Raw genomic sequence first — 26,029 nt, forward strand, 5'->3', positions numbered from 1 at the left:
GTCTGAGCCTCTAGGCTCACCGCCAGCCAAGAACGGAGGGTGGGACGCTCCCGGGTGTCCCACCCTCCGTCATGTCCCGTCGGTCTCACAACCCACCGAGGCGCCCATCATGCTGTGGTACATCGGCCGCAGACTTCTCCAAGTGATCCCCGTGTTCCTGGGGGCCACGCTCCTGCTGTACGCGATGGTCTTCGCCCTGCCGGGCGACCCCGTCGCCGCGCTCGGCGGCGAGCGCGGGCTGTCTGCCGCGGTCCAGGAGCAGATCCGCTCCCAGTACAACCTGGACAAGCCCTTCATCGTCCAGTACCTGCTCTACCTCAAGGGCGTCGTGACGTTGGACTTCGGGATGACGTTCAGCCACCGCCCGGTCATCGACATCATCGCCGAGGCGGTGCCGATCACCTTCCGCCTGGCGCTCATGGCGCTGGTCATCGAGGCGATCTTCGGCATCGGCTTCGGTCTGGTCGCCGGCCTGCGCAAGGGCGGCGTCTTCGACGGCACCGTGCTCGTGCTGAGCCTCCTCGTGATCGCCGTGCCGACCTTCGTGCTCGGCTTCGTCATGCAGTTCGTCGTCGGGGTCCAGCTCGGCTGGCTGCCCATCACCGCCGGGCGCGACCCGAACTTCGTGAGCCTGCTGATGCCGGCCATGGTGCTCGCCGCCACGTCGCTCGCGTACGTCCTGCGCCTCACGCGCACCTCCGTCGCCGAGAACATCTCGGCCGACTACGTGCGCACCGCGCGGGCCAAGGGCCTGCCGCGGGCCCAGGTCACGACCCGGCACGTGCTGCGCAACTCCCTCATCCCGGTGGTCACGTTCCTCGGCGCGGACCTCGGAGCCCTCATGGGCGGGGCCATCGTCACCGAGGGCATCTTCAACATCCCCGGTGTGGGCGGCACCCTGTTCCGTGCGATCACCACGGGCGAGAACACGCTCGTGGTGTCCCTGACGACGCTGCTCGTGCTCGTCTACATCGTGGCCAACCTGCTGGTCGACCTGCTGTACGCGGCGCTGGACCCGAGGATCCGTTATGCCTGAGAACCCCATGCACCCCGCCACGCCCCGGCCGGGACAGGAGCGGTACACCGCCCCCGCCGACCAGGCCAAGCTCGGCGCCGTCGACGCCGTGGACACCACCGAGGCCCCCTCCAGCCTCTGGAACGAGGCCTGGCGCGACATGCGCCGCCGGCCGCTGTTCTGGGTCTCTGCCACCATCATCGTGCTGGTGTCGCTGGTCGCGATGTTCCCCGGGCTCTTCACCAGCCAGGGGCCCCGTGTCTGCCAGCTGGCGAACTCGCTCGGGGACCCGGCGCCCGGGCACATCTTCGGGTTCGACCGTCAGGGCTGCGACATCTACGCCCGCACCATCTACGGGGCGCGTGCGTCCGTCGTCGTGGGCGTACTGACCACGCTCGCCGTCGTCATCCTGGGCACCACGGTGGGTGCCATCGCCGGCTACTTCGGCGGCTGGTTCGACACGGTGCTCTCGCGCCTGACGGACATCTTCTTCGCCGTGCCGCTGGTGCTCGCCGCCATCGTCATCATGAGCGTGCTGCCCGAGCGCAACACCTGGACGGTGGCCGCCGTGCTGGCCTCGTTCGGATGGACGTCGATCGCCCGCATCACTCGCGGCTCGGTCATGAGCGTGAAGAACAACGAGTTCGTCACGGCCGCCCGCGCGCTGGGCATGAGCCGCGGGGCGATCCTGCTCCGCCACGTGCTGCCGAACTCGGCCGCGCCGATCATCGTCTACGCGACGGTCGCGCTGGGCACGTACATCGTCGCCGAGGCCACGCTCACGTTCCTCGGCATCGGCCTCCCGCCGTGGCTGGTCTCCTGGGGTGGCGACATCTCGATGGCCCAGCAGTCCCTGCGCGTCAGGCCGGAGATCCTGTTCTACCCCGCCGGTGCCCTGGCGCTGACGGTGCTCGGCTTCATCATGCTGGGCGACGTCGTGCGTGACGCCCTCGACCCGAAGGCACGGAAGCGATGACCAGCGTGACCAACATCGAGACGAACCCCTGGCCCGAGCGCTCCGCGGGCGCCGTCGAGCCGCTGCTGCAGATCAGCGACCTGCGGATCTCCTTCACCACGGCCGCGGGCGAGGTCGAGGCGGTCAAGGGCGTGGACCTGACGGTCTACCCCGGCCAGTCGGTCGCGATCGTCGGCGAGTCCGGCTCGGGCAAGTCGACGACCGCGCACGCGATCATCGACCTGCTGCCCGGCACCGGGCGCGTGACCGGCGGCAGCATCCGCTTCGCCGGCCGCGAGCTCGTCGGCCTGGACCGCAAGCAGGTCGAGGACGTGCGAGGCAAGGAGATCGGCCTCGTCCCGCAGGACCCGATGTCGAACCTGAACCCAGTGTGGCGCATCGGCAAGCAGGTCGAGGAGGCTCTGGTCGCCAACGGCTTCAAGGGCAACAAGGCGCAGCGCCGCACCCGCGTCGCGGAGCTGCTGGCCGAGGCGGGCCTGCCGGACGCCGAGCGGCGGGCGGCGCAGTTCCCGCACGAGTTCTCGGGCGGCATGCGCCAGCGTGCGCTGATCGCGATCGGGCTGGCCTCGCGGCCGAAGCTGCTGATCGCCGACGAGCCCACCTCGGCGCTCGACGTCACGGTCCAGAAGAAGATCCTGGACCACCTCGAGGGCCTCACCCACGAGCTGGGCACGGCCGTCCTGTTCATCACCCACGACCTGGGGCTCGCCGCGGAGCGTGCCGAGCACCTCGTGGTGATGTACAAGGGGCGCGTCGTGGAGTCGGGCCCGTCGCGGGAGATCCTCTCCAACCCGCAGCACCCGTACACGCGGCGTCTGGTGTCGGCGGCCCCGTCGCTGGCCTCGCGGCGGATCCAGAGCGCGCACGAGCGTGGGCAGGTCTCTCCGGACCAGCTCACGGCGCACGGCTCGGCCCGCCCGGGTGACGACGTCGTGGTGGCACGCAACCTCACGAAGAAGTTCAAGATCCGGGGCTCGCGCCCGGGGTCGCACACGGACTTCACCGCAGTGGACGACGTGAGCTTCGCCCTGCCGCGTGGCCGGACCCTGGCCCTCGTGGGGGAGTCGGGCTCGGGCAAGTCCACCGCGGCCAACATGGTGCTGGGCCTCCTGGAGCCGACGTCGGGCACGGTCGAGTTCGACGGGCAGGACGTCACGGCGCTCTCGTCCCGTGAGCAGTTCGCGTTCCGTCGTCGCGTCCAGCCCGTGTTCCAGAACCCGTACGGCTCGCTCGACCCGATGGTGTCGATCTACCGGACCCTCGAGGAGCCGCTGCGGCTCCACAAGACCGGGGACGCCAAGGAGCGCGAGGCGCGCGTGCGCGAGCTGCTCGAGATGGTGGCGCTGCCGGCGTCGACCATGCGCCGCTACCCGAACGAGCTCTCGGGCGGTCAGCGTCAGCGCATCGCCGTGGCGCGTGCGCTCGCGCTCAACCCCGAGGTCATCGTCCTGGACGAGGCGGTCTCGGCGCTCGACGTGCTGGTGCAGGCCCAGGTGCTGACGCTCCTGAACGACCTGCAGGCCCAGCTCGGGCTGTCGTACCTGTTCATCACCCACGACCTCGCGGTGGTCCGTCAGATCGCGGACGAGGTCGTGGTCATGCAGTCCGGCAAGGTCGTGGAGCACGCCGCCACCGACGAGGTGTTCGACAACCCGCGCCAGCAGTACACGCGTGACCTGCTCGCTGCCATCCCGGGCTCCAGCCTGGAGACGGGCACGATCGCGGGCTGACGCCGCGCACGCACGACGGCGGCCGCCCCTCCTCACGAGGGGCGGCCGCCGTCGTCGTCCCTCTGCGCGGGGCCCCTCGTCGTGCCCCGGTCGTGCCCTCGGTCCAGCCCCTGCCCCGCCCCTGTCCTGCACCTCGTCGTGCCCCGGTCGCAGCCGCGCTCGGCTCCGTGCGCTGCACCGACGGCGTGCGCGGCGGGCCTCCCGGTTTGCCCCGTGCCCTCCGGATAGGGACGCTGGGAGGATGACGAGAACAGGCAAGCCGGCCTCCGGGGTGTTCTACCCGGCCGCCGGCATCATCGTGGTCTTCGTCCTCCTGGCGGTCCTGGCGACGGGTGGGACGACCCGCGTCATGGACTTCCTCCAGGCCAACGTGATCGGCGCGTTCGGCTGGTACTACGTGCTCCTGGTCGCCGGCCTCGTGGTGTTCTCCCTGTGGATGGGGATGAGCCGGTTCGGCGACATCGTGCTGGGCAAGGACGAGGACGAGCCGTCGTTCAAGCTGCCCGTGTGGTTCGCGATGCTGTTCGCGACGGGCATGGGCATCGGGCTCGTCTACTGGGGCGTGGCGGAGCCGCTGTCGCACTACGCGTCCCCGAAGCCGGGCGTCGAGGGGTCCGACGCGGCGCTGGCGCAGGCCGCGATCGGGCAGAGCTTCCTCCACTGGGGCATCCACGCGTGGGCTATCTACGCCGCCGCGGGCCTGGCGCTGGCCTATGCCGTGCACCGCAAGGGCCGCTCGGTCTCGATCCGCTGGGCGCTGGAGCCGCTGCTGGGCAAGCGGGTGCGCGGCCGGCTCGGTGACGCCATCGACGTCGCCGCGGTCGTCGGCACGGTGTTCGGCGTCGCGACGTCGCTGGGCTTCGGCGTGCTCCAGATCGCCGCGGGCCTGGGCTTCCTGGGGGCGGGCGAACCGACGGTCGGCATGCAGATCGCCTTGATCGCCGGCATCACGGCCATCGCCACGATCTCTGTCGTCTCGGGCGTCGGCAAGGGCATCAAGTGGCTCTCCAACGGCAACATGGTGCTGGCGGGGGTGCTCGCCGTCGTCGTGCTGCTGCTGGGGCCCACCCTGTTCCTGCTGCGCGAGTGGGTGCAGTCCCTGGGGTACTACCTGCAGAACGTGCTGCGCCTGACGTTCGACACCACGGCGTTCCAGGGTGAGGCCGGGCTGGCGTGGCAGTCGTCCTGGACGATCTTCTACTGGGGCTGGTGGATCTCGTGGGCGCCCTTCGTGGGGGTCTTCATCGCCCGCATCTCGCGCGGCCGCACGGTGCGCGAGTTCGTGCTGGGCACGCTGCTGGTGCCGAGCCTGGTGACCACCCTGTGGTTCGGCATCTTCGGCGGCTCGGGCCTGTACCGGGAGCTGCAGCAGCCGGGCAGCATGGTGGGACCGGACGGCGTGAACTCCGACACCGCCCTGTTCCAGCTCTTGGAGGGGCTGCCGCTGGGGCCGGTGCTGGCCGTGATCGGCATCGTGCTCATCGTTGTGTTCTTCGTGACCTCGGCGGACTCCGGGTCCCTCGTGCTGGCGATGCTGTCCTCGGGCGGCGACCCCAACCCGCGGCGCTGGTTGCGCATCTTCTGGGCCGTGCTCGCGGGGCTGCTGGCGATCGCGCTGCTCCTGGCGGGTGGTCTGGCCGCGCTGCAGACGGCGTCGATCCTCATCGCGCTGCCCTTCTCGGTGGTGCTGATCGGCATGTGCGTGGCCACGGTCAAGGCCCTGCGCGTGGAGCACCGCGCGCTCGTGCGGGCCGAGCGGCGGGCTGCCCGCGAGGCGTTCGCCGAGGAGCTCACCGAGCAGGTGAGCGAGCACGTGACGACGTCGCTGACCGAGCAGTTCGAGGAGCTGTTCCCCGAGCCGGACGGCCGGCGTCGTCGTCTGCACTGGCGACGGCAGCCCACCCCGCCCTCCGGCGGGTAGGATGGGGCCGCCCGGGAACGTCGGCGGCTCCGCCGTCAGGCACCCGGGCGGCCCTCCAGCATCGCGCCGGCCCAGCCGCGCCGTCGTGCTCGGGCCACGCCCGCGGGCCGGCAGCGCCGGCCGCCCACCCGAGGAAACGAGAACCCTAGATGGCTGTGCGCTCCGACCTGCGCAACGTCGCGATCGTCGCCCACGTCGACCACGGCAAGACCACCCTCGTGGACGCGATGCTCAAGCAGGCGGGCGCGTTCGGCGCCCACCAGCACGTCGAGGACCGGGTCATGGACTCCGGCGACCTCGAGCGTGAGAAGGGCATCACGATCCTCGCCAAGAACACGGCGGTCCGGTACACCGGCCCGTCGGCGGCCGAGCACGGCGAGGCCGAGGGCATCACGATCAACGTGATCGACACCCCGGGCCACGCCGACTTCGGTGGCGAGGTCGAGCGCGGCCTGTCGATGGTGGACGGCGTGGTGCTGCTGGTGGACGCCTCGGAGGGCCCGCTGCCGCAGACGCGCTTCGTGCTGCGCAAGGCGCTGGCCGCCAAGCTGCCGGTCATCGTCGTGGTCAACAAGGTGGACCGCCCCGACGCCCGCATCACCGAGGTCGTGGCCGAGACCACCGACCTCCTGCTGGGCCTGGCGAGCGACCTGTCGGACGAGGTGCCGGACCTGGACCTCGACGCCATCCTCGACGTGCCGGTCGTGTACGCCTCGGCCAAGGCCGGGCGCGCGTCGCTGGAGCAGCCGGCCGACGGCGGCCTGCCCGCCAACGACAACCTCGAGCCGCTCTTCGCCACCATCCTGGAGAAGATCCCGGCACCGACGTACGACGAGGCGATGCCGCTGCAGGCGCACGTCACCAACCTCGACGCGTCGCCGTTCCTCGGGCGTCTCGCGCTGCTGCGCATCTTCAACGGCACGCTGCGCAAGGGCCAGCAGGTCGCCTGGGCCCGCCACGACGGCACGCTGAGCAGCGTCAAGATCACCGAGCTGCTGGAGACCAAGGCGCTCGACCGCGTCCCGACGGAGTCGGCCGGCCCCGGCGACATCGTCGCCGTGGCGGGCATCGCCGACATCATGATCGGCGAGACCCTCACCGACGTCGACGACCCGCGTCCGCTCCCGCTCATCACGGTCGACGACCCGGCGATCTCGATGACCATCGGCATCAACACCTCGCCGCTGGCCGGCAAGGGCGGCAAGGGCCACAAGGTCACCGCCCGTCAGGTGAAGGACCGCCTGGACGCGGAGCTCATCGGCAACGTGTCGCTGCGCGTGCTGCCCACCGAGCGCCCGGACGCCTGGGAGGTGCAGGGCCGTGGCGAGCTGGCGCTGGCGATCCTCGTCGAGCAGATGCGCCGCGAGGGCTTCGAGCTGACGGTGGGCAAGCCGCAGGTGGTCACCAAGACCGTCGACGGCAAGGTCGTCGAGCCGATGGAGCGCATGACCATCGACGTGCCGGAGGAGTACCTCGGCGCTGTCACCCAGCTCCTCGCCCAGCGCAAGGGCCGCATGGAGACGATGTCGAACCACGGCACCGGCTGGGTCCGCATGGAGTTCATGATCCCGGCGCGCGGTCTGATCGGCTTCCGCACCAAGTTCCTCACCGAGACGCGCGGCACCGGCATCGCGGCCTCGATCTCCGAGGGCTACGAGCCGTGGCACGGCCCGATCGAGTCGCGCAGCACCGGCTCGCTCGTCGCGGACCGTGCCGGCAAGGTGACGCCGTTCGCCATGATCAACCTGCAGGAGCGCGGCTCGTTCTTCGTCGACCCCACCCAGGAGGTCTACGAGGGGATGATCGTCGGCGAGAACTCCCGCAACGAGGACATGGACGTCAACATCACCAAGGAGAAGAAGCTGACGAACATGCGGTCCTCGACCGCCGACAACTTCGAGAACCTCATCCCGCCGCGCAAGCTCACGCTCGAGGAGTCGCTCGAGTTCGCGCAGGAGGACGAGTGCGTCGAGGTGACGCCGGAGGTCGTGCGCATCCGCAAGGTGGTGCTGGACGCCACCGAGCGTGCCCGCGCCGCCGCCCGGGCGCGCCGCAGCTGATCCTGTGATGGCGACGGGGGACGGCGTCGCGCGCACGGCAGGTGGCACCTCGCGTCCGGCGGGGGAGGCCGCACGTCCCGAGGAGGGCTCGTCACCGCGAGCCGCCTCGGGGGCGGACGCCGAGCGCGCGACCCCGTCCCCTCTCGTGTCTCCCGCCCCGTCTCGCGTGGTGCCGGCGGGCGGGCTCGTGGCCGTCCACGCGCACCCGGACGACGAGACGCTCTCGACGGGCGGGCTGATCGCGACGTGGGCGGCCGCGGGGCTGCCCGTCACCGTGGTGACGTGCACGCGCGGGGAACGAGGCGAGGTGATCGCGCTCCCGGGCACGACGTCGGAGGGCCTGGCCCACCTGGAGGGTGACGGCGTCGCCCTGGCGGCGCACCGCGAGGCGGAGCTCGCCACGGCGCTGCTCGCCCTCGGCGGCGGGGAGGCCGGCGCCGTCGGGCACCGGTTCCTCGACCAGGTCGACGTCCCGGGCACCGCGCAGCCGGCAGCGTCCGGACGTCCAGGGGCGCGGTACGAGGACTCGGGCATGGCGTGGGTCGCGCCGGGTGTGGCGGGCCCCGACCCGGAGGCCCGTGCGGGCTTCGCCACCGTGCCGATCGACGACGCGGCGCTGCGCCTCGCAGCGCTCCTGCGACGCCTGCGCCCCGCCGTCGTCGCCACCTATGAGCGCGGCGGCGGCTACGGGCACCCGGACCACGTGCGCGCTCACGCCGTCACGGTGCGGGCGCTGCACCTCGCCGCGTCCGACGACGCCGCCCTGCCGGGCAGCCCCTGGCGGCCGCAGCTGTGGCAGGCGGTGGCGGCGGCCGGCGAGCTGCGTGCTGCGAGGTCGGCGCTGGCCGCTGCCGCCGACGTCCGCGGGGCCGCCGCCCGGGCCGGCCTGACCTTCCCCGCGGACGACGACCCGTTGCCCGCGCTGGCTCGTGATGACGCGGCGCTCGGGGATCTGCCCCCGGGGGCGCTGGCCACCGTGCCGCTCGGCCCCGTGCTGGACCGCGTGGTGGGCGCGCTGCGTGCCCACGCGACGCAGGTGCAGCACGTCACCGTGCCGACCGCGCCGTCTGCGCACCTGGCGGGCGCGGGTGTGCTCGGCTGGTACGCCCTGTCGAACGCCGTCGTCGCCCCGCTGCGGGCCCACGAGCGGTACCTGGTGACGGCGGGCGCAGCGGACGCCCAGGCCGCCTCGGTAGGCTCGGCGGGATGAGCAGCGACCTCCACCCCTCTGGCGCGCGCCCTCGGGAGCAGCAGCGCCCACCGCTGCGGGCCGTCGTGGTGCGCACCGTGCTGGCGGTGCTCCTGGGGGCCGTGATGGGGGCGCTCGGCACCGCCACGCACCGCACGGTGTGGCACGAGCTGCCGCTCGGTGTGGTGGTGGCGCTCGCGCTGACGGCGTCGACTGCCGTGCTGTGCCGCGCCTGGAGCGGGTACGGGACGCTGCTCGCGGCCGGCGTGGGATGGGTCGCGGCCGTCCAGGTGCTGGCGCTGCCCGGTCGAGGCGGGGACGTGCTGGTGCCGGACCCCGCGGCGGGGCTGCCGTTCGGGTGGGCCGGCCTCCTGTGGAGCTACGGGGGAGTCCTGCTCTTCGCGGTCGCCGCGTTCCTCCCGCGTCGGTGGTTCGCGGAAGCCGTCCCCGAGGCGGACTGACGGCAAACCTCCGCCGAACCTCCACGCCCGCGTGGAGAGAGGTCCGGCTGCCCTGCGTGCCCGGCGACGTAGGATTCCCCGGAGTGCGCTCGGGCACGCCCAGCACCGTCGCCCGCCGCGCGCTCCCCGAGCAGACCCCGGGCTGCCGCCTGCCGGCGGCGGCCGCAGAACATCACCGCACGGAGCGTGCCGATGGGCCACCCGACCGAGCGCGGCAACGCGCCCGAGCCGACCACCGCAGCCGGACCTGACGCCGGGTCCACGGCCGACGACGCCGTCCCCGAGCCGAGCACCCCGGCTCAGACCTCGTCCGTGCCGCCGGACGCGGACGAGGCGCGCCCCGGGAGCGCGGCGCCCGAGAGCGCGGACGGCCCTGCGGCGTCCGGGAGCGCGGACGGCCCTGCGGCGTCCGGGAGCGCGGACGGCCCTGCGGCGCCCGAGGACGACGGCGACGAGGCGCCCGCCCCGGCGCAGGAGACGAGCCCGGCGCCCTCGGCGCCCTCGGAGCCGTCGGCTGCCGCGCAGGACGACGACGAGACGCCGTACGTGCCCCCGGTCAAGGCGTACGAGCGGCCCGAGGAGCCTGCCGTCCCCACGGCGCAGTACTCCGAGGGCGAGCCCACGATGGCGCTGCCTGCGGTGGTCGGCACGATCGCCGGCCCCGCGGCCGGCCCCGCGGCGAGCGCAGCGCAGGGCGCGGGACGGGGCAAGGACGCCCCGCCGGCGGCCGTGCCGCCCGCGCAGGCGGGCCTGGGCACCGCCCCCGGGGTGCCCGCGGGCGCGTCAGGGCCTGGCGCCCCGCCGGCGGACCCGCTCTCCGGCCTGGTGGGCGACGGTCAGCCGAGCCGCGCCCCCAAGGCGCTCCTGTGGGCGGGCGTCGCGGTGATCGTGCTCGCCGGGGTGTACGCCGGGGCCCAGTGGGCGTTCGCCGACCGGGTGCCGACGGGCACGCACGTCGCGGGCATCGACCTGGGCGGCCTCTCGCGCGACGAGGCCGTCTCGCAGCTCGAGGCTGGTCTGGGGCCACGTGCCGCCGAGCCTGTCGAGGTCGTGGCCGGGGAGGCGTCCACGACGCTCGACCCGGCGTCGGCCGGTCTCCGGTTCGACGCCGCGGGCACCGTCGACGGGCTGACCGGGTTCTCGCTCTCCCCGGGCCGGCTGTGGGCGCACCTGACCGGCGGCGCCGACACCGATCCCGTGGTGCGGGTCGACGGCGCCCGCCTCGACGCCACCGTGGAGCAGCTCGTGGACGGGCTCGCCACCGAGCCGGTCGACGGCACCGTGGCGTTCACGGACGGCGAGGCCGTCGCGACCCCCGCCCAGGACGGCACGCGCGTCGAGGCCGAGGGCGCCACGGCGGTGCTGCGCGAGAAGTGGCTCGTGGAGCAGGGACCCTACGAGCTGCCCACCGAGGCGGTCGCCCCGGAGATCACGCAGGCCAAGACCGACGCCGCCCTCGAGCAGGCACGGACCATGATCTCGGCTCCCGTCGTCGTCCAGGTGGGCGACCAGCGGCCCGAGCTGCCCCCCCAGACGCTCGCGGCGCTCGCGTCGTTCGAGCCCTCGGGCGGGGAGCTGGCCCCGGTGCTCGACGCGGACAAGCTCGTCACGGCGGTCGTGGACCGCACGCGGAACCTGCTCACGGAGCCGGACGACGCGCACTTCGAGTTCGTCAACGGAACCCCGCAGATCGTGGGCGGCAAGCCGGGCACCACGCTGGACCCGGCCGCGCTCGCGGAGGCCGTGCGCACCGCCGCGCTCGGGACGGAGCGGACGGCGAGCGTCGAGCTCGTGGAGCGGGACCCGGAGCACACGCGGGAGGGTCTCGAGAAGCTCGGGATCAAGGAGGTGGTGAGCAGCTTCAGCACCCCGCTGACGAGCGAGCCGGTCCGTACCCGCAACCTCGTGCGCGGCGCGCAGCTGGTCAACGGCACCCTGATCGAGCCGGGCGCCACCTTCTCGCTCCTGGACACCCTCTCGCCCATCACGGTCGCCAACGGCTACTATGCAGCCGGCGTGGTCAGCAACGGCCTGCACACCGAGGGCGTGGGCGGTGGTCTGTCGCAGATGGCCACCACCACGTACAACGCCGGGTTCTTCGCCGGGTTCGAGGACGTCGAGCACCGCCAGCACTCGTACTGGTTCTCCCGCTACCCGGCAGGGCGCGAGGCGACCATCTACGTGGGCTCGATCGACATGCGGTTCAAGAACGACACCCCCTACGGAGCGCTCATGCAGTCGTGGGTGGCCGACGGCCGCCTGCACGTGCAGATCTGGAGCACCAAGTACTACGAGGTCAAGGAGCGGTCGGGCGAGAAGCGCAACATCGTGCCGGCCACCGTGGTCACCAAGTCGGGGCCCGGCTGCGAGAGCTACCCGAAGGGCAACGACGGGTTCGCGATCTCGTACTTCCGCCAGGTGTTCCTCGAGGGGCGGATGGTCAAGGACGAGACGTACTCCTGGACCTACAAGCCTGACAACGGGATCGTCTGCGCGGCCCCCGAGCCCACCGGACCGCCGCCTGCCGAGGGCGCGCCGGCGCCGGCGGACGGCTGATGCTGGGCCGTACCGAGCGCGAGTCGCCCGCCCATGCGGCGCTCGCGGCGCACCTGGGCCGCTGGTCGGGCGTGCACGGGGTGCGCCCGGAGAGCGACGCGGGTGCCGACGAGCAGGTGGAGCTGCTGGACCTGGGCACCTCGGCGGAGACGCTGGCGACGGTCGCGAGCATCGCGGACCTCGCTGCCGTCGTCCACGTGGGGCACCCGGAGCTTCCGGCCCCGGGCCTCGAGCAGGTGCTCCTGGCGGGCGACGCGTCGCTGATCCTCACGGCAGCGGTCGCGGTGCCGTCCCAGTGGACGTGGGTGGGTCGCCCGGGGGCGACGGGCGGGGCGGTCGTCATCGACGAGGCTGGTCTGCGCGACTGCCGCGACCTGCTGCGCACGCTGGGCGTCTCGCCGCGGCTGGTGCCCACGCGCACGCCGGTCGAGGAGCGCCTGGCGGTGGCGGGGCCCTCGGGGTCCCTCGTCCTGGAGCGGTCCCGCGTGCCGGCGGCGCTGACGGAGCTGCCGGGCGCCGAGCACCTGGCAGCTCTCCCGCCCGTCTGGTACGGACTCCTGGAGTCGCGCGAGGAGTGGCCGCGCTTCGAGGACCCGGCGCAGGTGTGGCTGGCGTTCGGCCCCTACGACGACCACCGGGGTTCGCTCCAGCCGACGCTGGCGGTGATCGCGGAGGCCGGGATCGACCTGCAGCACCTGCGCTCGCACCCTTCCGCGCTGGGGCCCCACGTGTTCTTCACGTCGTTCCGCTGCCCGCGCGTGGAGGTGCTCGACGCCCTGGTGGCCGAGCTGGACGCGCGCGGCGTCGCGCACCGCACGCTCGCGGTGCTGCCGGGCTCGGAGTTCGTGCCGGGACCGCAGGCGCTGGCGCCACGGTGGGCCGGCGCGTGACCACGGTCGCGTACCTCGGCCCGGAGGGCACCTTCACCCACGAGGCGGTGCGCGGGTGGGGACGGCGCTCTGGGGAGACCGTGGTGGAGCGCCCGCTCGACACGGTCGCCCAGGTGCACGACGCCGTCGCCTCGGGCGCGGCGGACCGCGGCGTGGTGGCGATCGAGAGCTCGGTGGAGGGGTACGTGGTGCCCTCGCTGGACGCGCTGGTGGGCAGCGCCGGCGTCGTCGCGGTCGACGAGGTGGTGCTGCCCGTGTCGTTCGACGCGTTCGTGCGCCCGGGGCACGGGGAGCTGACGGAGGCTGTGGCCCACCCGCACGGGCTGGCGCAGGTGTCGCGGTTCGTGGCGGAGCGCGGGCTGCGGCCGGTGCCTGCGCCGTCGAACGCCGCGGCGTGCCGGGACGTGGCAGCGCACCAGGTGGCGTTCGGCCCCCGGCTGTGCGGTGAGCTGTACGGCCTGGAGCGGCTCGCGTCCGCGGTGGAGGACGTGGGCGGCGCGCGCACGCGGTTCCTGGTGCTGGCGCGGCGGGACGAGGCGGCCGCCGTGCTGGCGCAGGCGCGCGAGCAGGGCGCGTCCGTGGCGGCGCAGTGGCGCACGATGCTGGCGATCACCCCGGTGGTGACGGGACCCGGTGTGCTGGCGCGGGTCACCGCGGCGTTCGGTGAGCGGGGCGTGAACATGTCGAGCCTGGTGACCCGGCCGCTCAAGGCCCGGGCGCTGCAGTACGTGTTCGTGGTGACGCTCGACGCCGCGCCGTGGGCCCCCTCGGTGCGGGGGCTGCTCCAGGACCTCCTGGCCGCCGGGGACTCGCTCAAGACGCTGGGCGCCTACCCGGCCCAGCCGGGCGACGGCGGATTGGACGGCGTGCTGCCCGACCACGTGCCGGTGGCCGGCGTCGTGGCGGGCGACGACGCCGAGGCGCAGGCGAGGGGGCTGCTGTGGTGAGCGCGGACGTCTCGCGCGTCGCGGTGCTGGGGCTGGGGCTGGTGGGCGGTTCGCTCGCGCGGCTCCTGCACGCGCGAGGGCTGGCGGTGGTGGGCTACGACGCCGACCCCGCCGCCCTGGACGCGGCGCGGGACGCGGGCCTCGAGACGGCCGACGACGTGCCGGGCGTGCTCGCCGGGGCCGACCTGGTGGTGCTGGCAGTGCCCCTGCGGGTCATGGAGCCCACCGCGCGGGAGGTGGCTCGGCACGTGGCCGGCACGGCGGACGCGACCGTCACCGACGTGGGCTCGGTCAAGGGACCGGTGCGTCGCGCGGTGGAGGCTGCCGGCCTGGGGGAGCGGTACGTGGGAGCGCACCCCATGGCCGGCACCGAGCGCAGCGGGTTCGGTGCCTCGAGCGCCGACCTCGTGCGTGGTGTGCCGTGGGCGGTGACGGTGACCCGGGCGACCGCGGGCGGGCGCCTGGCGGCGCTGCTGCGCCTGCTGACGGGGCCGCTCGAGGGCACGGTGGCGGTGCTCACGGACGAGCTGCACGACGAGGCGGCCGCCCTGGTCAGCCACGTGCCCCACGTGCTGGCGACCCAGCTGCTCAACGCGGTGGCGGGCACCCCGGTGCGGGAGGTGGCGCTGGGCCTGGCCGCCGGCAGCTTCCGGGACGGCACCCGGGTCGCGCTCACGGACCCGGCCCGGACCGAGGCGATGGTGGTCGAGAACGCGGCCTGGGTGGCGCCCGCGCTGCGCCGGGCGGTGCGGGACCTGGAGATGCTGGTGGCGGCGCTGGAGACGGGGGCGCCGGTGCACGGGTTCTTCCACGCGGCGGACGGGGTGCGCGCCGTCCGCCGGGAGATGCCGGCCGAGCCCGGGGCGGCGCGGGCGCGGGGCGTGCAGGACGAGCCGCCGGTCGCCCTGGCGGGCGACTGGCCAGCAGCGCTGCGCGAGCGGTGCGCGGCCGGGGCGGTCGTGGTGGGCATGACGGCGGACGAGGTGCTGCTGGGCCTGTAGCCCCCGCCGGACGCTGCTTGCGGTCGGCCGGCGTCCGCGGTGCGGGCGGCGCCCTGGTGCTCTGGGCGGTCAGGGGTGCCGCGGTGCCCGCCGTGGCGGGCGGGGCGGGATGCGCTTGACGGCCTCGATGGCCGGCCCCGGCACCCGCACCTCGTCGGAGCGGCCCGACGACGCGGCGTCGGTACGCAGCCGCAGCCCGGCGTCGTCGGTCTCCAGGACGACGCCGATGACGTCGGTCCACACCGCTCCCCGCCCGGCGTCGCGCGCTTCGCGGGCCTCGTCCGGGGACAGGCGTCGGCGCACCACGACGCGGGCTCCCGCCGGCAGGTGCCGCCACGCGGGCGTGTCGTCGCTCACACGGACCACCTTTCGAGACGGTGGGGCCAGGACCCGGCGTCCGGGGCCCCGGGGGCGATACTAGAGTTCGGACAAGACCGTGCATCCTCGTGCGGCCGCCGCGGCGCTCGCGCCGCGCGGCCCCCTCATCGTGACGGAAGGTTCCCCTCGTGACCTACGTGATCGCCCAGCCGTGCGTCGACGTCAAGGACAAGGCGTGCATCGAGGAATGCCCTGTCGACTGCATCTACGAGGGCAAGCGCTCGCTGTACATCCACCCGGACGAGTGCGTCGACTGCGGTGCCTGCGAGCCGGTGTGCCCGGTCGAGGCGATCTACTACGAGGACGACGTGCCGGAGCAGTGGAAGGACTACTACAACGCGAACGTGGAGTTCTTCGACGACCTGGGCTCGCCTGGCGGTGCCGCGAAGATGGGCCAGATCGACAAGGACCACGCGGTGATCGAGGCCCTGCCTCCGCAGGCCTGAGCGGCCGGCACCTCGTATGGGACTCGCTGACCTCCGCGACCTTCCCTACCCGTGGGACACCCTGGCGGACGTGACCGCCACGGCTCGTTCCCACCCGCGCGGGCTGGTCGACCTGTCGATCGGCACGCCGGTGGACCCGACCCCGGCCGTGGTGCGTGACGCGCTGGCCGCGGCGTCGGACGCCCCCCGGTACCCGTTGACGTACGGCACGCCTGCGCTGCGAGAGTCGGTCGCGGCGTGGTTCGCGCGCCGCCGCCAGGTGCCCGGTCTGGACCCGGCGGGCGTGCTGCCCACCCTGGGCTCCAAGGAGCTGGTGGGGCTGCTGCCGTCGCTGCTGCGCCTGGGGCCGGGGGACGTCGTGGTGCACCCCGCGGTGGCCTACCCCACGTACGACGTCGGTGCCCGGTTCGCCGGGGCGACGCCGCTGGCGACCGACGACGTCGAGGAGTGGGCCGGGCGCACCGACGTGCGGCTGGTGTGGGTCAACTCGCCGTCGAACCCGACGGGCGCGGTGGCGAGCCCCGAGCGGCTGCGCCGGGTGGTGGAGGCGGCGCGTGCCCTCGGTGCCGTCGTCGTCTCGGACGAGTGCTACGCCCAGCTGCCGTGGGCGGACCGCTGGGTGGGGCCTGGCGGCGTGTCGCGGGTGCCGAGCCTGCTGGACCCGGAGGTCGCGGGCGGCTCCCACGAGGGGTTGCTGGTCGCCTACTCGCTGTCCAAGCAGTCGAACCTGGCGGGCTACCGTGCCGCGTTCGTGGCGGGGGACCGGCGGCTGGTGGCGGATCTCCTGGCGACGCGCAAGCACCTGGGCATGATCGTGCCGCGCCCCGTCCAGGAGGCGATGCGTGCGGCGCTGGACGACGACGCGCACGTGGACGCCCAGCGGGCGCTGTACGGGCGGCGTCGCGAGGTGCTGCTGGGCGCGCTGCGGGACGCCGGGTGGGTGGTGGACCACTCCGAGGCGGGCCTGTACCTGTGGGCTCGCCCGGCCGACCCGCAGGACGCGCCCGGCAGCCGGGAGCTCGTGGCCCGGCTGGCGCGGCTGGGCATCCTGGTGGCACCCGGGGAGTTCTACGGCCGGGCCGGGGCGCAGCACGTGCGGGTCGCGCTGACGGCGCCCGACGACGCGGTCGAGGACGCCGCGCGCCGGCTCCGGGGCGAATGACCCGACCGGCGTCGCTGCACCGCCGCATGGTCGCGGCAGGATCGAGCTTTGACGAGTTCCTGCCCACCTCTTGCCCGAGAGGCGGGGATCACGGGAGCATGTGAGCATCCGGTGTGCACTCCGGATTGGAATGATGAGGCTCGGCGGGGGTAGGTTTCACCCCAGGCCGACGCTGCCCTTGCGCACGATGCCGACGCGAGTCGGCGGCGAGGTGCCGCGGCGACGTCGCCGAGCACGCAGCCACGGCGTGCGCCACGTACCAGCGCAGGGACTCGCCACACCGGAGCCCCTGCTCGCCAGGAAGGACACCATGACGACTACCCCGCAGTCCGTGCCGGGCAGCAAGGTCGAGCTCACCGCCGGCGAGCGCAGCCTCGAGCTGCCCACCGTGGAGGCGAGCGAGGGCAACGGCGGGATCGTCGTCTCGTCGCTCCTGAAGGAGACCGGCCTGGTCACCTACGACCCCGGCTTCATGAACACCGCGTCGACCTCGTCGGCGATCACGTACATCGACGGAGACCAGGGCATCCTGCGCTACCGCGGCTACCCGATCGAGCAGCTCGCGGAGCGGTCCACGTTCCTCGAGGTCGCCTACCTGCTCGTCTACGGCGAGCTGCCCGACGCGGCCGCGCTCGAGGCGTTCACGGAGCGGGTCAACCGCCACACGCTCGTGCCCGAGCAGTTCCGTGCGTTCCTCTCGGCGTTCCCGCGCGGCGGCCACCCCATGTCGGTGATGGCCTCGGCCATGAACGCGCTCGCCACGTTCTACCCCGAGTCGCTCGACCCGCACGACGACGAGGCGGTCGACCTGGCCACCGTGCTGATCCTCGCCAAGATCCGCACCATCACCTCGTACGTGCACCGCTCGATGACGGACGAGCCGCTGCTGTACCCCGACTACGCGCGCGGCTACGTCGAGGACTTCCTGCGCATGTCGTTCGCCGTGCCGTACCAGCAGTGGGAGGCCGACCCGGTCGTCGCCTCGGCGATGGACAAGCTGCTCATCCTGCACGCCGACCACGAGCAGAACTGCTCCACGTCGACGGTGCGCATCGTGGGCTCCTCGAACGCGAACCTCTACGCCTCCGTCGCCGCCGGCATCAACGCCCTGTCCGGCCCGTCGCACGGTGGTGCCAACGAGGCGGTGCTGCTCATGCTCGAGCGCATCCGCTCGGGCGGCGACTCCGTCGAGACCTTCATGAAGAAGGTGAAGAACAAGGAGGACGGCGTCCGCCTCATGGGCTTCGGGCACCGGGTCTACAAGTCGTACGACCCGCGCGCCGCCATCGTGAAGAAGCACGCGGACGCCGTGCTCGAGTCGCTCGGCGTCAAGGACGAGCTGCTCGACATCGCTCTCGGGCTCGAGGAGATCGCCCTCAACGACGACTACTTCGTCGAGCGCAAGCTCTACCCGAACGTCGACTTCTACACGGGCCTGATCTACAAGGCCATCGGCTTCTCGCCGGCCATGTTCACGCCGCTGTTCGCGCTGGGCCGCATGCCCGGCTGGATCGCCCAGTGGCGCGAGATGATGAAGGACCCGTCGACGAAGATCGGCCGCCCGCGCCAGATCTACACCGGCGCCACCGAGCGCGACTACGTGCCCGCCGAGCAGCGCTGACGCCTCGCGCACCAGGCACGACGACGGCCCCGTCCCCACCAGGGACGGGGCCGTCGTCGTGCACCGGGTGAAGTACCCGCGGACGCCGGGCGGTCGCCCATCGTTCACCTGCGCGGCGGCGGCAGTTCACCGCCCGGGCCTAGCGTCCAGGCGACCAGGGTGACCGCGTGCCGCACCGGCACGGCCGCCCGCCGCACCACGGGAGAAGACCTCATGCTTCGCACTACCGCGCGCCGCACCTCGGGCGCCGTGGCGCTCGCCGCGGCCGCCGCGCTGGCCCTGTCCGCCTGCTCCGCGAGCTCGGAGGCGTCCGAGACGTCGGCTGCTGCCGCCTCGGCCACCTCGCTCGCCGACTTCGGCACCTTCGCCGACCTCGAGGCCGCCGCCAAGGCCGAGGGCGCGCTCAACGTCATCGCCCTGCCCCGCGACTGGGCCAACTACGGCGAGATCATCGACCTGTTCAAGGAGCGGTACCCGGAGATCACCGTCAACGAGCAGTCGCCCGACGTCTCCTCGGCCGAGGAGATCCAGGCCGCCAAGACGAACAAGGGCCTGGACACGGCGCCCGACGTGTTCGACCTGGGCCTGGCCGTCGCCCTGGAGAACACCGACGTCTTCGCTCCCTACAAGGTGCAGACGTGGGACGACATCCCTGAGGAGCTCAAGGAGCCGTCCGGCCTGTTCGTGGGCGACTACGGCGGCTACATGTCGATCGGGTACGACTCCTCGAAGTTCCCCGAGCCGACCTCGCTGCAGGACCTGCTCAAGCCCGAGTACAAGGGTGCCGTGGCGCTCAACGGGGACCCGACCCAGGCTGGCGCCGCGTTCGCCGCCGTGGGGCTGGCCACCGTCCAGAACGGCGGGACCCTCGACGACTTCCAGGCCGGCGTCGACTTCTTCGGTGACCTCCAGAAGGCCGGCAACCTGCTCAAGGTCGACGTCACCACCGCCACCGTCGCCTCGGGCGAGACCCCCGTGGTGTTCGACTGGGACTACCTGAACGCCGCGCACCAGTCGGACAACGCCGCCTGGAAGACGGTCGTGCTGCCCGGCACCGGGTACGCCGGGTACTACAACCAGGCGATCAACAAGGACGCCCCGCACCCGGCCGCCGCACGCCTGTGGCAGGAGTTCCTCTACAGCGACGAGGTCCAGAACCTGTGGCTCAAGGGCGGTGCCCGCCCGGTGCGCGCCGAGGCGATGGAGGCCGCTGGCACGATCGACGCCGACCTGTACGCGGCGCTGCCCGAGCCGCCGGCCGAGACTGTCGTGCCGACGCAGGAGCAGAGCACGGCCGCCGGTGAGCTCCTCGGTCAGACCTGGGCCGCGGCCGTCCAGTGACGACCGTGAGCGAGGGCACGCCCACGGCACCCGCCGTGGGCGTGCCCGCCCGCCACGAGGGACGGCCGGACCCCGCCCGGGCGCCCCGGCCGCGGACGGGGCTGCTCGCGGCGCTGGGCCTGGTGCCCTTCGCCGCGTACGTGCTGCTGTTCCTGGCGCTGCCGACGGCGCTCGCCGTCGGCACCGGGTTCCTGGACCGCGACGGCGGCTTCACCTGGCACAACCTCAGCGCCCTCGGCGACCCGGTGATCCTGCGGACCTTCGGCGCCTCCCTGTGGCTCTCCGCCCTCACCGCCCTGATCGGCGCGGTGCTCGGTGCGGCCGTCTGCTACGCCCTGCTCGGCCTGCGGTCCGGGCACCCGGCACGGACGCTCGTCGAGGCCGCCTCGAGCGTGCTCGCACAGTTCGGCGGGGTCACCCTCGCCTTCGCCTTCATCGCCACGATCGGCCTGCAGGGCATGGTCACCGTGTGGCTCCGCGACTCCTTCGGCCTCGACATCTTCGCCAGCGGCGCGTGGATCTACGACGTGCCGGGGCTGATCGCGCCCTACGTCTACTTCCAGGTGCCCCTCATGGTCATCACGTTCCTGCCGGCCCTCGCCGGCCTGCAGCGGCAGTGGTACGAGGCCGCGCTCACCCTGGGTGACACACGTGCCGGGTTCTGGCGGCACGTCGGTCTGCCCGTGCTGGCGCCGTCGTTCCTCGCGAGCCTCCTGCTGCTGTTCGCCAACGCGTTCTCCTCCTTCGCCACGGCGGCGGCCCTGGCCAGCCAGGGAGCACAGATCGTGCCCCTGCAGATCCGTGCCGCGCTCGTGAGCGAGACGGTGCTGGGCCGCCAGAACCTGGCCGGCGCGCTCGCGCTGGGCATGGTGGTGGTCATGGCCGTGGTGATGTGGCTGTACTCGCTGGTGCAGCGCCGGGCCGCGAGGTGGCAGCCGTGAGCGCCGCCGACGTCGCCCAGCCCGCCCCCGTGCCGCAGCCGGCGACCGGGGCCGCGCCCGAGCCGCACGCGGCGCCACCGGCAGAGCGGGGGCGCACGGAACGACGGCACGGCCAGGTGCGAGGTCTGGGCCCCGGCCCGGTCACGCGCTGGGCGGTCGCGATCGTCGTGGGCGGGCTGTTCGCCCTCCCGATCCTGTCGATGCTCGAGTTCACGCTCCGCGACGGGGACGGGCACTCCCTCGCCCGCTGGGCGGCCCTGCTGGACCCGGACAACGCCGCGCGGTACGCCCCGCTGTGGCAGGGCCTGCGCAACTCGCTGGTGCTGGCCGCCGTGACCGTCGCGATCGTTCTGCTGCTGCTCGCGCCCACGATGATCCTGGTGACGCTGCGGTTCCCCGCGCTGCGCCGCCCGCTGGAGCTGGTGGCCCTGCTTCCGATCTCGCTGCCCGCGATCGTCCTGGTGGTGGGCCTGGCGCCCGTGTACCTGTTCATCGGGCGCACCTTCGGCACGGGGGTGTGGCCCCTCGCCCTGGCCTACGGCGTGACGGCGATGCCGTACGCCTACCGGGCCATCCAGGCGTCGATCGACGCCACCGGGGTCCGCACGCTGGCCGAGGCCGCGCGGACGCTCGGCGCCGGCTGGCCCACGGTGCTGCTGCGCGTCCTGGCTCCCAACCTGCGCGGCGGTCTCCTCGCGGCCTCCCTCATCTCGGTGGCCGTGGTGCTCGGCGAGTTCACCATCGCCTCCCTGCTCGCGCGGCAGAACCTGCAGACCGCGCTGCTCGTCGTCAACCGGCAGGACGCGTACGCCGCGGTGATCCTGTCGTTGCTCTCCCTGCTGCTCGTGCTCGTGCTGCTCCTGCTCATCGGGCGGGTCGGGGCGCGTGGCGGCCGCGGAGCCCGTACGGAAGGACCCTGAGATGACCACCACCGCCACGTCGGCCGAGCCCGCCGTCCTCGCCCGCGAAGGGGTCGCCGTCACGTTCGAGGGCGTCGTCAAGGACTACGGGTCCACCCGGGTGCTGCGCGGCCTCGACCTGCAGGTGCGGCCCGGCGAGCTCGTGTCGCTGCTGGGACCCTCGGGCTGCGGGAAGACGACGGCGCTGCGCGTGCTCGCCGGCCTCGAGCACGCCACCGAGGGCGCCGTGCGCATCGGCGGCCAGGACGTGTCAGGGGTGGCGACCCACCGCCGTGACATCGGCATGGTGTTCCAGGCGTACTCGCTGTTCCCGCACCTGACGGTGGTGGCGAACACGATGTTCGGCCTGCGCCGACGCCGGGTGCCCCGGGCCGAGGCCGCACGCCGGGCCGCCGAGGCGCTGGAGCTGGTGGGCCTGGGACACCTGGCCGAGCGCTACCCGCACCAGCTGTCCGGCGGCCAGCAGCAGCGCGTCGCCCTGGCCCGCGCCCTCGTGACCGCCCCCAAGGTGCTGCTGCTCGACGAGCCGCTGTCCGCGCTCGACGCCAAGGTGCGCTCCGGGCTGCGGGACGAGATCCGGCGGCTGCAGCTGCGGCTCGGGATCACCACGATCTTCGTCACGCACGACCAGGAGGAGGCGCTCGCCGTCTCCGACCGCATCGCCGTCATGGACTCCGGGCGCATCGAGCAGCTCGGCACCCCCGAGGAGCTCTACCTGCGCCCCGCGACCCCCACGGTCGCCGCGTTCGTCGGCCTGTCCAGCGTGGTGCCCGCCCAGGTCACCGGAGGCGCCGCCCACGTGCTCGGCACGGTGGTGCCCGTGCTCGGGGACCGTGCCGACGGCCCGGCGGAGGCGTTCCTGCGCCCGGAGAACGTGCGTCTCCTGGACGCGACGGCCACCCAGGGGGTGCCCGGCACGGTGGAGGAGTCGATGTTCCTCGGCAGCCTGCGCCGCACCCTGGTGCGCACGGTCGACGGGGACCTGGTGCGCGTGCAGCACCGGGCGGAGGACAAGGTGGGCTTCGGCGACACCGTGCGGGTGGCGCTCGACGACGTCCCGGTCGCCGTCCGCTGACCCACCGCGCGGCGGGCTGCGCGGCGGGTCGGCGTGCATGCGGCCCGGTGCGGGTGGTTCGGTGCGGGCCGGCTGCTGCCGCTCAGTCCGTGACGGCGACCCGGAGCTCGACGGTGCCGGCCTGCACGTCGCTCTCTCCGTCCCCCGCACCGCTCCCGGCCCCGTCCGCGCGCTCCCAGGCGTCCCGGTAGTCGCGGGCGGCGCGCACGGCGCCCTCGCGGGTCCAGAGGCGGTCTTCCACGCGCACCTCGACCACGTCGGTGACGGACGCGGTGGCCACGGCCCAGTGGGCGACGGCCCACGCGGCGGCCGCGGCCTCGTCCAGGGGCAGCCCGGCGGCGTCGACCGTCACGGGCACCACGCCGTCCTCGTCCTCGCCGGCGCGCAGGGCCTCGGCGGGCAGCCCGAGGTCCCGCAGCGCCCGCTCCTGGAGCCTCTGCACGGCCACGTCCGAGGCCAGGGTCTCGTCGTCCGGCACGGGGTCGAGCTCGCACGACAGGGCGGCGGGGGAGTGGCCCGTGAGGGCTGACGCCCACGCACGCGACCGGGTCTCGTGCTGGGCGTACGCGTCGGGGAAGCCCGAGCGCTGCACCGTCTGGGCTGCGACGGTGACCTCCATCTCCTCGTACCCGGGGACGCGTGCGAGGGCGTCGTAGAACGCCCCGGTGGCGTGCACCGGGTCCTGGACCTGCTCCGGGGTGCCCCAGCCCTGGGACGGGCGCTGCTGGAACAGCCCCAGGGAGTCACGGTCGCCGTAGGTGATGTTGACGAGCTTGGACTCCTGCAGGGCCGTCGCCAGGCCGATCGTGGCGGCGCGTGCGGGCATGCCGCGCTGCAGCGCCGTCCCCGCGACGAGGGCCGCGTTCTCGGCCTGCACCAGCGACAGGTACCAGTCCGTGCCGTCGAGGTCTGCCGCGCACCGCTCGGACACGGGTCGCGCGCCCAGCCGGTCCACCAGGTGGACGACGGCGCCCGTCCCCGCCGCGACGAGCACGACGGCGGTCAGCGCGCCGACCACGCGCCGGCGTCGGCGGCGCCTGCCGTGCGCGAGCCGCGCGGGGGACAGGGGTCCGCCGGGCCGGGCTGGGGGACGAGGCGTCATGGGAGCACCGAGGCGGGTGGGCGCGGTGACGGGAGAGGGGCCGGGGCCGCGGTCACTGGGCGTGCAGCGCCGCGTTGAGCTCGATGCCGACGCCGCCGCGGGCGAGCACCTCGACGGTGCCCGTCGACGAGTTGCGGCGGAAGAGCAGGCCCGGGACACCGGACAGCTCGCGGGCCTTGACCACGCGAGGTCCGCCGTCGGGACCCTGCTCGCCCAGCACGGTCACCTTGGTGCCGGCGGTGACGTACAGGCCGGCCTCGACCACGCAGTCCGCCCCGAGGGCGATGCCCGCGCCGGCGTTGGCGCCCAGCAGCGCGCGCTCGCCGATGACGACGCGTTCCGTGCCGCCGCCCGACAGCGTGCCCATGATGGACGCCCCGCCGCCGATGTCGGCGCCGTCGTGCACCACGACGCCCTGCGCGATGCGGCCCTCGACCATCGAGGCGCCGAGCGTGCCGGCGTTGAAGTTCACGAAGCCCTCGTGCATCACGGTGGTGCCGGGGGCCAGGTGGGCGCCCAGGCGCACGCGGTCGGCGTCGGCGATGCGCACGCCGGAGGGCACCACGTAGTCGACCATGCGCGGGAACTTGTCCACGCCGTAGACGGTGACGGGGCGCCCGCTCGTCGCACGCAGCCGCGCACGGGTGGTCTCGAACCCGTCGACGGCGCACGGGCCGTGGTCGGTCCAGACGACGTTGGTGAGCACGCCGAAGATGCCGTCGAGGTTGATCGTGTTGGGGGCGACCAGGCGGTGCGAGAGAAGGTGCAGGCGCAGGTAGGCGTCGGCGGCGTCCGCCGGCGGGGCGTCCAGGTCGACCACGGTGCGCACGACGGAGGTCTCCACGCCGCGGGCCTCGTCCCGGCCCACCAGCGCTTCGAGCGAGTCGCGCTCCTCGGGCGCCCCCTGCGACGGGGCGCTGTGCGCCGGCTCGCCCAGGGCCGGGGCCGGGTACCAGACGTCCAGGGTGGAGGGGGCCTCGGTCCCGAGCAGCTCCGGGACGGTCACGGTGGCGAGGCCGTAGCCCCACGCGGTACGGGCGGCGGTGCGGGTGTCGCTCATGGCGGCAACCCTACCGACGGACGCTAGGGTCGCGGCATGCCCTCCACCGACACCGCACCCGCTCCCCGCCGGCCCGGCACCGACCTGCGTGCCCTCGTGCAGGAGGCGGTCGACGGACCGGGTACCGACCTCGTGGGGCTGCTCGCAGCGGTGTGCGACGCCGAGTCGGTCAGCGGGGGAGAGGCGGCGCTCGCGGACGCGATCGAGGCGGCCCTGGCTGCCGAGCCCCACCTGGAGGTGGTCCGTGACGGGGACTGCGTCGTGGCGCGCACCGCTCTGGGCCGGGCCCGGCGCGTCGTCGTGGCCGGGCACATCGACACCGTGCCGCTGAGCGACCCGCCGAACCTGCCCACCCGGCTGGTGGGCGAGGGGGACGACGCCGCGCTGTGGGGCCGCGGCACCGTGGACATGAAGGGCGGGGTCGCCGTCATGCTGGCGCTCGCCGCCGAGCTGGGCCGCCCGGGCAGCGAGCCGGCCAGCGACGTCACGTGGGTGTTCTACGACAACGAGGAGGTCGAGGCAGAGAAGAACGGCCTGGGCCGCCTGGCCCGCCACCGCCCCGACCTGCTGTCGGGCGACTTCGCCATCCTGGGCGAGCCGTCCGACGCCGGTATCGAGGGCGGCTGCAACGGCACCATGCGCGTCGAGGTGCGCACCCGTGGCGTCGCCGCCCACTCGGCGCGGGCCTGGACGGGCAGCAACGCCATCCACGCCGCCGCGCCGGTGCTCGCCCGCCTGGCGGCCTACGAGCCGCGCGAGGTGGAGGTCGACGGGCTGGTCTACCGCGAGGGGCTCAACGCCGTCGGGATCTCCGGCGGCGTGGCCGGCAACGTGGTGCCCGACCGCTGCACCGTCACCGTGAACTACCGGTTCGCGCCGGCCCTGTCTCTCGCCGGTGCCGAGGCCCACCTGCGTGAGGTCTTCGACGGGTTCGAGGTGGAGGTGACCGATGCGGCCAGCGGTGCCCGCCCCGGGCTCGACGACCCGCTCGCCCGCGAGTTCGCCGACGCCGTGCTCGCCCTCACCGGCGGCGCCCCCAAGCCCAAGTACGGGTGGACCGACGTCGCCCGGTTCGCCGAGCTGGGGGTGCCGGCGGTGAACTTCGGCCCCGGGGACCCGCTGCTCGCGCACAAGGACGACGAGCACGTGCCGGTACGCCAGCTCGCCCTGTGCCGGGACGCGCTGCGGGCCTGGCTGCTCGGGACGGGCCCGGCGGGCGAGGCGTGATCGGGCACCC

At 73.8% G+C, this 26,029-nt stretch carries 22 protein-coding genes; 19 read left to right on the top strand and 3 right to left on the bottom strand.

Going from position 1 to position 26,029, the window contains the following annotated elements:
• The first annotated feature begins 109 nt into the window (after window positions 1-109).
• From DNL40_RS01375 to DNL40_RS01425, 11 genes are all read left to right on the top strand, one after another.
• Window positions 110-1,036 carry an ABC transporter permease gene (locus DNL40_RS01375; protein WP_111249436.1) on the top strand — a complete coding sequence of 309 codons (927 nt, stop codon included), beginning with the start codon at window positions 110-112 and terminating at the stop codon, window positions 1,034-1,036.
• Window positions 1,029-1,991 carry an ABC transporter permease gene (locus tag DNL40_RS01380; RefSeq protein ID WP_111249437.1) on the top strand — a complete coding sequence of 321 codons (963 nt, stop codon included), beginning with the start codon at window positions 1,029-1,031 and terminating at the stop codon, window positions 1,989-1,991. The genes DNL40_RS01375 and DNL40_RS01380 overlap by 8 nt, the downstream gene beginning before the upstream one ends.
• A complete protein-coding gene (locus DNL40_RS01385; RefSeq protein WP_111249438.1) occupies window positions 1,988-3,721 on the top strand; it encodes a dipeptide ABC transporter ATP-binding protein in 1,734 nt (577 codons plus the stop codon). Before DNL40_RS01380 ends, DNL40_RS01385 begins: the two co-directional genes overlap by 4 nt.
• Before the next feature lie 241 nt (window positions 3,722-3,962).
• Window positions 3,963-5,642: a BCCT family transporter gene (locus DNL40_RS01390; protein ID WP_111249439.1), complete on the top strand. Its 1,680-nt coding sequence runs from the start codon at window positions 3,963-3,965 to the stop codon at window positions 5,640-5,642.
• A gap of 149 nt (window positions 5,643-5,791) precedes the next feature.
• On the top strand, window positions 5,792-7,702 hold the full coding sequence (gene typA / locus DNL40_RS01395; RefSeq protein WP_111249440.1) for a translational GTPase TypA: 1,911 nt from the start codon (window positions 5,792-5,794) through the stop codon (window positions 7,700-7,702).
• Window positions 7,703-7,847: 145 nt separating this feature from the next.
• Window positions 7,848-8,912: a PIG-L family deacetylase gene (locus DNL40_RS01400; RefSeq protein WP_245885562.1), complete on the top strand. Its 1,065-nt coding sequence runs from the start codon at window positions 7,848-7,850 to the stop codon at window positions 8,910-8,912.
• Complete coding sequence (locus DNL40_RS01405) at window positions 8,909-9,352, top strand: hypothetical protein (protein ID WP_245885563.1); 444 nt, start codon at window positions 8,909-8,911, stop codon at window positions 9,350-9,352. Before DNL40_RS01400 ends, DNL40_RS01405 begins: the two co-directional genes overlap by 4 nt.
• Before the next feature lie 192 nt (window positions 9,353-9,544).
• Window positions 9,545-11,908 carry a VanW family protein gene (locus DNL40_RS01410; protein WP_111249441.1) on the top strand — a complete coding sequence of 788 codons (2,364 nt, stop codon included), beginning with the start codon at window positions 9,545-9,547 and terminating at the stop codon, window positions 11,906-11,908.
• Complete coding sequence (locus DNL40_RS01415; protein WP_111249442.1) at window positions 11,908-12,798, top strand: ACT domain-containing protein; 891 nt, start codon at window positions 11,908-11,910, stop codon at window positions 12,796-12,798. Before DNL40_RS01410 ends, DNL40_RS01415 begins: the two co-directional genes overlap by 1 nt.
• The gene (locus DNL40_RS01420) at window positions 12,795-13,745 is read left to right on the top strand and encodes a prephenate dehydratase (RefSeq protein WP_245885564.1); all 951 of its coding nucleotides are present in this window, start codon (window positions 12,795-12,797) and stop codon (window positions 13,743-13,745) included. Before DNL40_RS01415 ends, DNL40_RS01420 begins: the two co-directional genes overlap by 4 nt.
• Window positions 13,742-14,746, top strand: coding sequence for a prephenate dehydrogenase (locus DNL40_RS01425; protein WP_245885565.1), 1,005 nt, complete (start codon window positions 13,742-13,744; stop codon window positions 14,744-14,746). Before DNL40_RS01420 ends, DNL40_RS01425 begins: the two co-directional genes overlap by 4 nt.
• Window positions 14,747-14,815: 69 nt before the next feature.
• Here DNL40_RS01425 and DNL40_RS01430 read toward each other — a convergent pair whose 3' ends face one another.
• Window positions 14,816-15,103, bottom strand: a complete 288-nt coding sequence (locus DNL40_RS01430; protein ID WP_111249445.1) for a DUF6725 family protein — start codon at window positions 15,101-15,103, stop codon at window positions 14,816-14,818.
• A gap of 149 nt (window positions 15,104-15,252) precedes the next feature.
• On the opposite strand from DNL40_RS01430, the gene fdxA reads away from it, so the two are divergent.
• The 7 genes from fdxA (at window position 15,253) to DNL40_RS01465 (ending at window position 22,630) form a co-directional block, all read left to right on the top strand.
• Window positions 15,253-15,570: a ferredoxin gene (fdxA, locus tag DNL40_RS01435; RefSeq protein ID WP_111249446.1), complete on the top strand. Its 318-nt coding sequence runs from the start codon at window positions 15,253-15,255 to the stop codon at window positions 15,568-15,570.
• Window positions 15,571-15,586: 16 nt separating this feature from the next.
• On the top strand, window positions 15,587-16,732 hold the full coding sequence (gene dapC, locus DNL40_RS01440) for a succinyldiaminopimelate transaminase (protein WP_111249447.1): 1,146 nt from the start codon (window positions 15,587-15,589) through the stop codon (window positions 16,730-16,732).
• A gap of 310 nt (window positions 16,733-17,042) precedes the next feature.
• Window positions 17,043-18,353: a citrate synthase gene (locus DNL40_RS01445; protein ID WP_111249448.1), complete on the top strand. Its 1,311-nt coding sequence runs from the start codon at window positions 17,043-17,045 to the stop codon at window positions 18,351-18,353.
• A 213-nt stretch (window positions 18,354-18,566) separates the two neighbouring features.
• Window positions 18,567-19,694, top strand: a complete 1,128-nt coding sequence (locus tag DNL40_RS01450; RefSeq protein ID WP_111249876.1) for an ABC transporter substrate-binding protein — start codon at window positions 18,567-18,569, stop codon at window positions 19,692-19,694.
• Between the two features lie 5 nt (window positions 19,695-19,699).
• Window positions 19,700-20,635, top strand: a complete 936-nt coding sequence (locus DNL40_RS01455) for an ABC transporter permease (protein ID WP_425450742.1) — start codon at window positions 19,700-19,702, stop codon at window positions 20,633-20,635.
• 116 nt (window positions 20,636-20,751) lie between these two features.
• A complete protein-coding gene (locus DNL40_RS01460; protein WP_245885628.1) occupies window positions 20,752-21,555 on the top strand; it encodes an ABC transporter permease in 804 nt (267 codons plus the stop codon).
• Between the two features lies 1 nt (window position 21,556).
• Window positions 21,557-22,630: an ABC transporter ATP-binding protein gene (locus DNL40_RS01465; protein ID WP_111249450.1), complete on the top strand. Its 1,074-nt coding sequence runs from the start codon at window positions 21,557-21,559 to the stop codon at window positions 22,628-22,630.
• Window positions 22,631-22,712: 82 nt separating this feature from the next.
• Here DNL40_RS01465 and DNL40_RS16285 read toward each other — a convergent pair whose 3' ends face one another.
• Window positions 22,713-23,648, bottom strand: a complete 936-nt coding sequence (locus tag DNL40_RS16285) for a hypothetical protein (RefSeq protein WP_179950884.1) — start codon at window positions 23,646-23,648, stop codon at window positions 22,713-22,715.
• Window positions 23,649-23,784: 136 nt separating this feature from the next.
• Window positions 23,785-24,792, bottom strand: coding sequence for a 2,3,4,5-tetrahydropyridine-2,6-dicarboxylate N-succinyltransferase (gene dapD / locus DNL40_RS01475; RefSeq protein ID WP_111249451.1), 1,008 nt, complete (start codon window positions 24,790-24,792; stop codon window positions 23,785-23,787).
• A 36-nt stretch (window positions 24,793-24,828) separates the two neighbouring features.
• Between dapD and dapE the strand changes: the two genes are divergently transcribed.
• On the top strand, window positions 24,829-26,019 hold the full coding sequence (gene dapE, locus DNL40_RS01480; RefSeq protein ID WP_111249452.1) for a succinyl-diaminopimelate desuccinylase: 1,191 nt from the start codon (window positions 24,829-24,831) through the stop codon (window positions 26,017-26,019).
• Window positions 26,020-26,029 lie beyond the last annotated feature (10 nt).

It is taken from the genome of Xylanimonas oleitrophica (assembly GCF_003244315.1).
Classification (GTDB): domain Bacteria; phylum Actinomycetota; class Actinomycetes; order Actinomycetales; family Cellulomonadaceae; genus Xylanimonas_A; species Xylanimonas_A oleitrophica.

Bases quoted from the DNA above. Each gene is read 5' to 3' on its own strand.
- DNL40_RS01375 (WP_111249436.1), top strand. From the start codon at position 110: ATGCTGTGGTACATCGGCCGCAGACTTCTCCAAGTGATCCCCGTGTTC.
- DNL40_RS01380 (WP_111249437.1), top strand. From the start codon at position 1,029: ATGCCTGAGAACCCCATGCACCCCGCCACGCCCCGGCCGGGACAGGAG.
- DNL40_RS01385 (WP_111249438.1), top strand. From the start codon at position 1,988: ATGACCAGCGTGACCAACATCGAGACGAACCCCTGGCCCGAGCGCTCC.
- DNL40_RS01390 (WP_111249439.1), top strand. From the start codon at position 3,963: ATGACGAGAACAGGCAAGCCGGCCTCCGGGGTGTTCTACCCGGCCGCC.
- typA (WP_111249440.1), top strand. From the start codon at position 5,792: ATGGCTGTGCGCTCCGACCTGCGCAACGTCGCGATCGTCGCCCACGTC.
- DNL40_RS01405 (WP_245885563.1), top strand. From the start codon at position 8,909: ATGAGCAGCGACCTCCACCCCTCTGGCGCGCGCCCTCGGGAGCAGCAG.
- DNL40_RS01410 (WP_111249441.1), top strand. From the start codon at position 9,545: ATGGGCCACCCGACCGAGCGCGGCAACGCGCCCGAGCCGACCACCGCA.
- DNL40_RS01415 (WP_111249442.1), top strand. From the start codon at position 11,908: ATGCTGGGCCGTACCGAGCGCGAGTCGCCCGCCCATGCGGCGCTCGCG.
- dapC (WP_111249447.1), top strand. From the start codon at position 15,587: ATGGGACTCGCTGACCTCCGCGACCTTCCCTACCCGTGGGACACCCTG.
- DNL40_RS01445 (WP_111249448.1), top strand. From the start codon at position 17,043: ATGACGACTACCCCGCAGTCCGTGCCGGGCAGCAAGGTCGAGCTCACC.
- DNL40_RS01450 (WP_111249876.1), top strand. From the start codon at position 18,567: ATGCTTCGCACTACCGCGCGCCGCACCTCGGGCGCCGTGGCGCTCGCC.
- DNL40_RS01465 (WP_111249450.1), top strand. From the start codon at position 21,557: ATGACCACCACCGCCACGTCGGCCGAGCCCGCCGTCCTCGCCCGCGAA.
- dapD (WP_111249451.1), bottom strand. From the start codon at position 24,792: ATGAGCGACACCCGCACCGCCGCCCGTACCGCGTGGGGCTACGGCCTC.
- dapE (WP_111249452.1), top strand. From the start codon at position 24,829: ATGCCCTCCACCGACACCGCACCCGCTCCCCGCCGGCCCGGCACCGAC.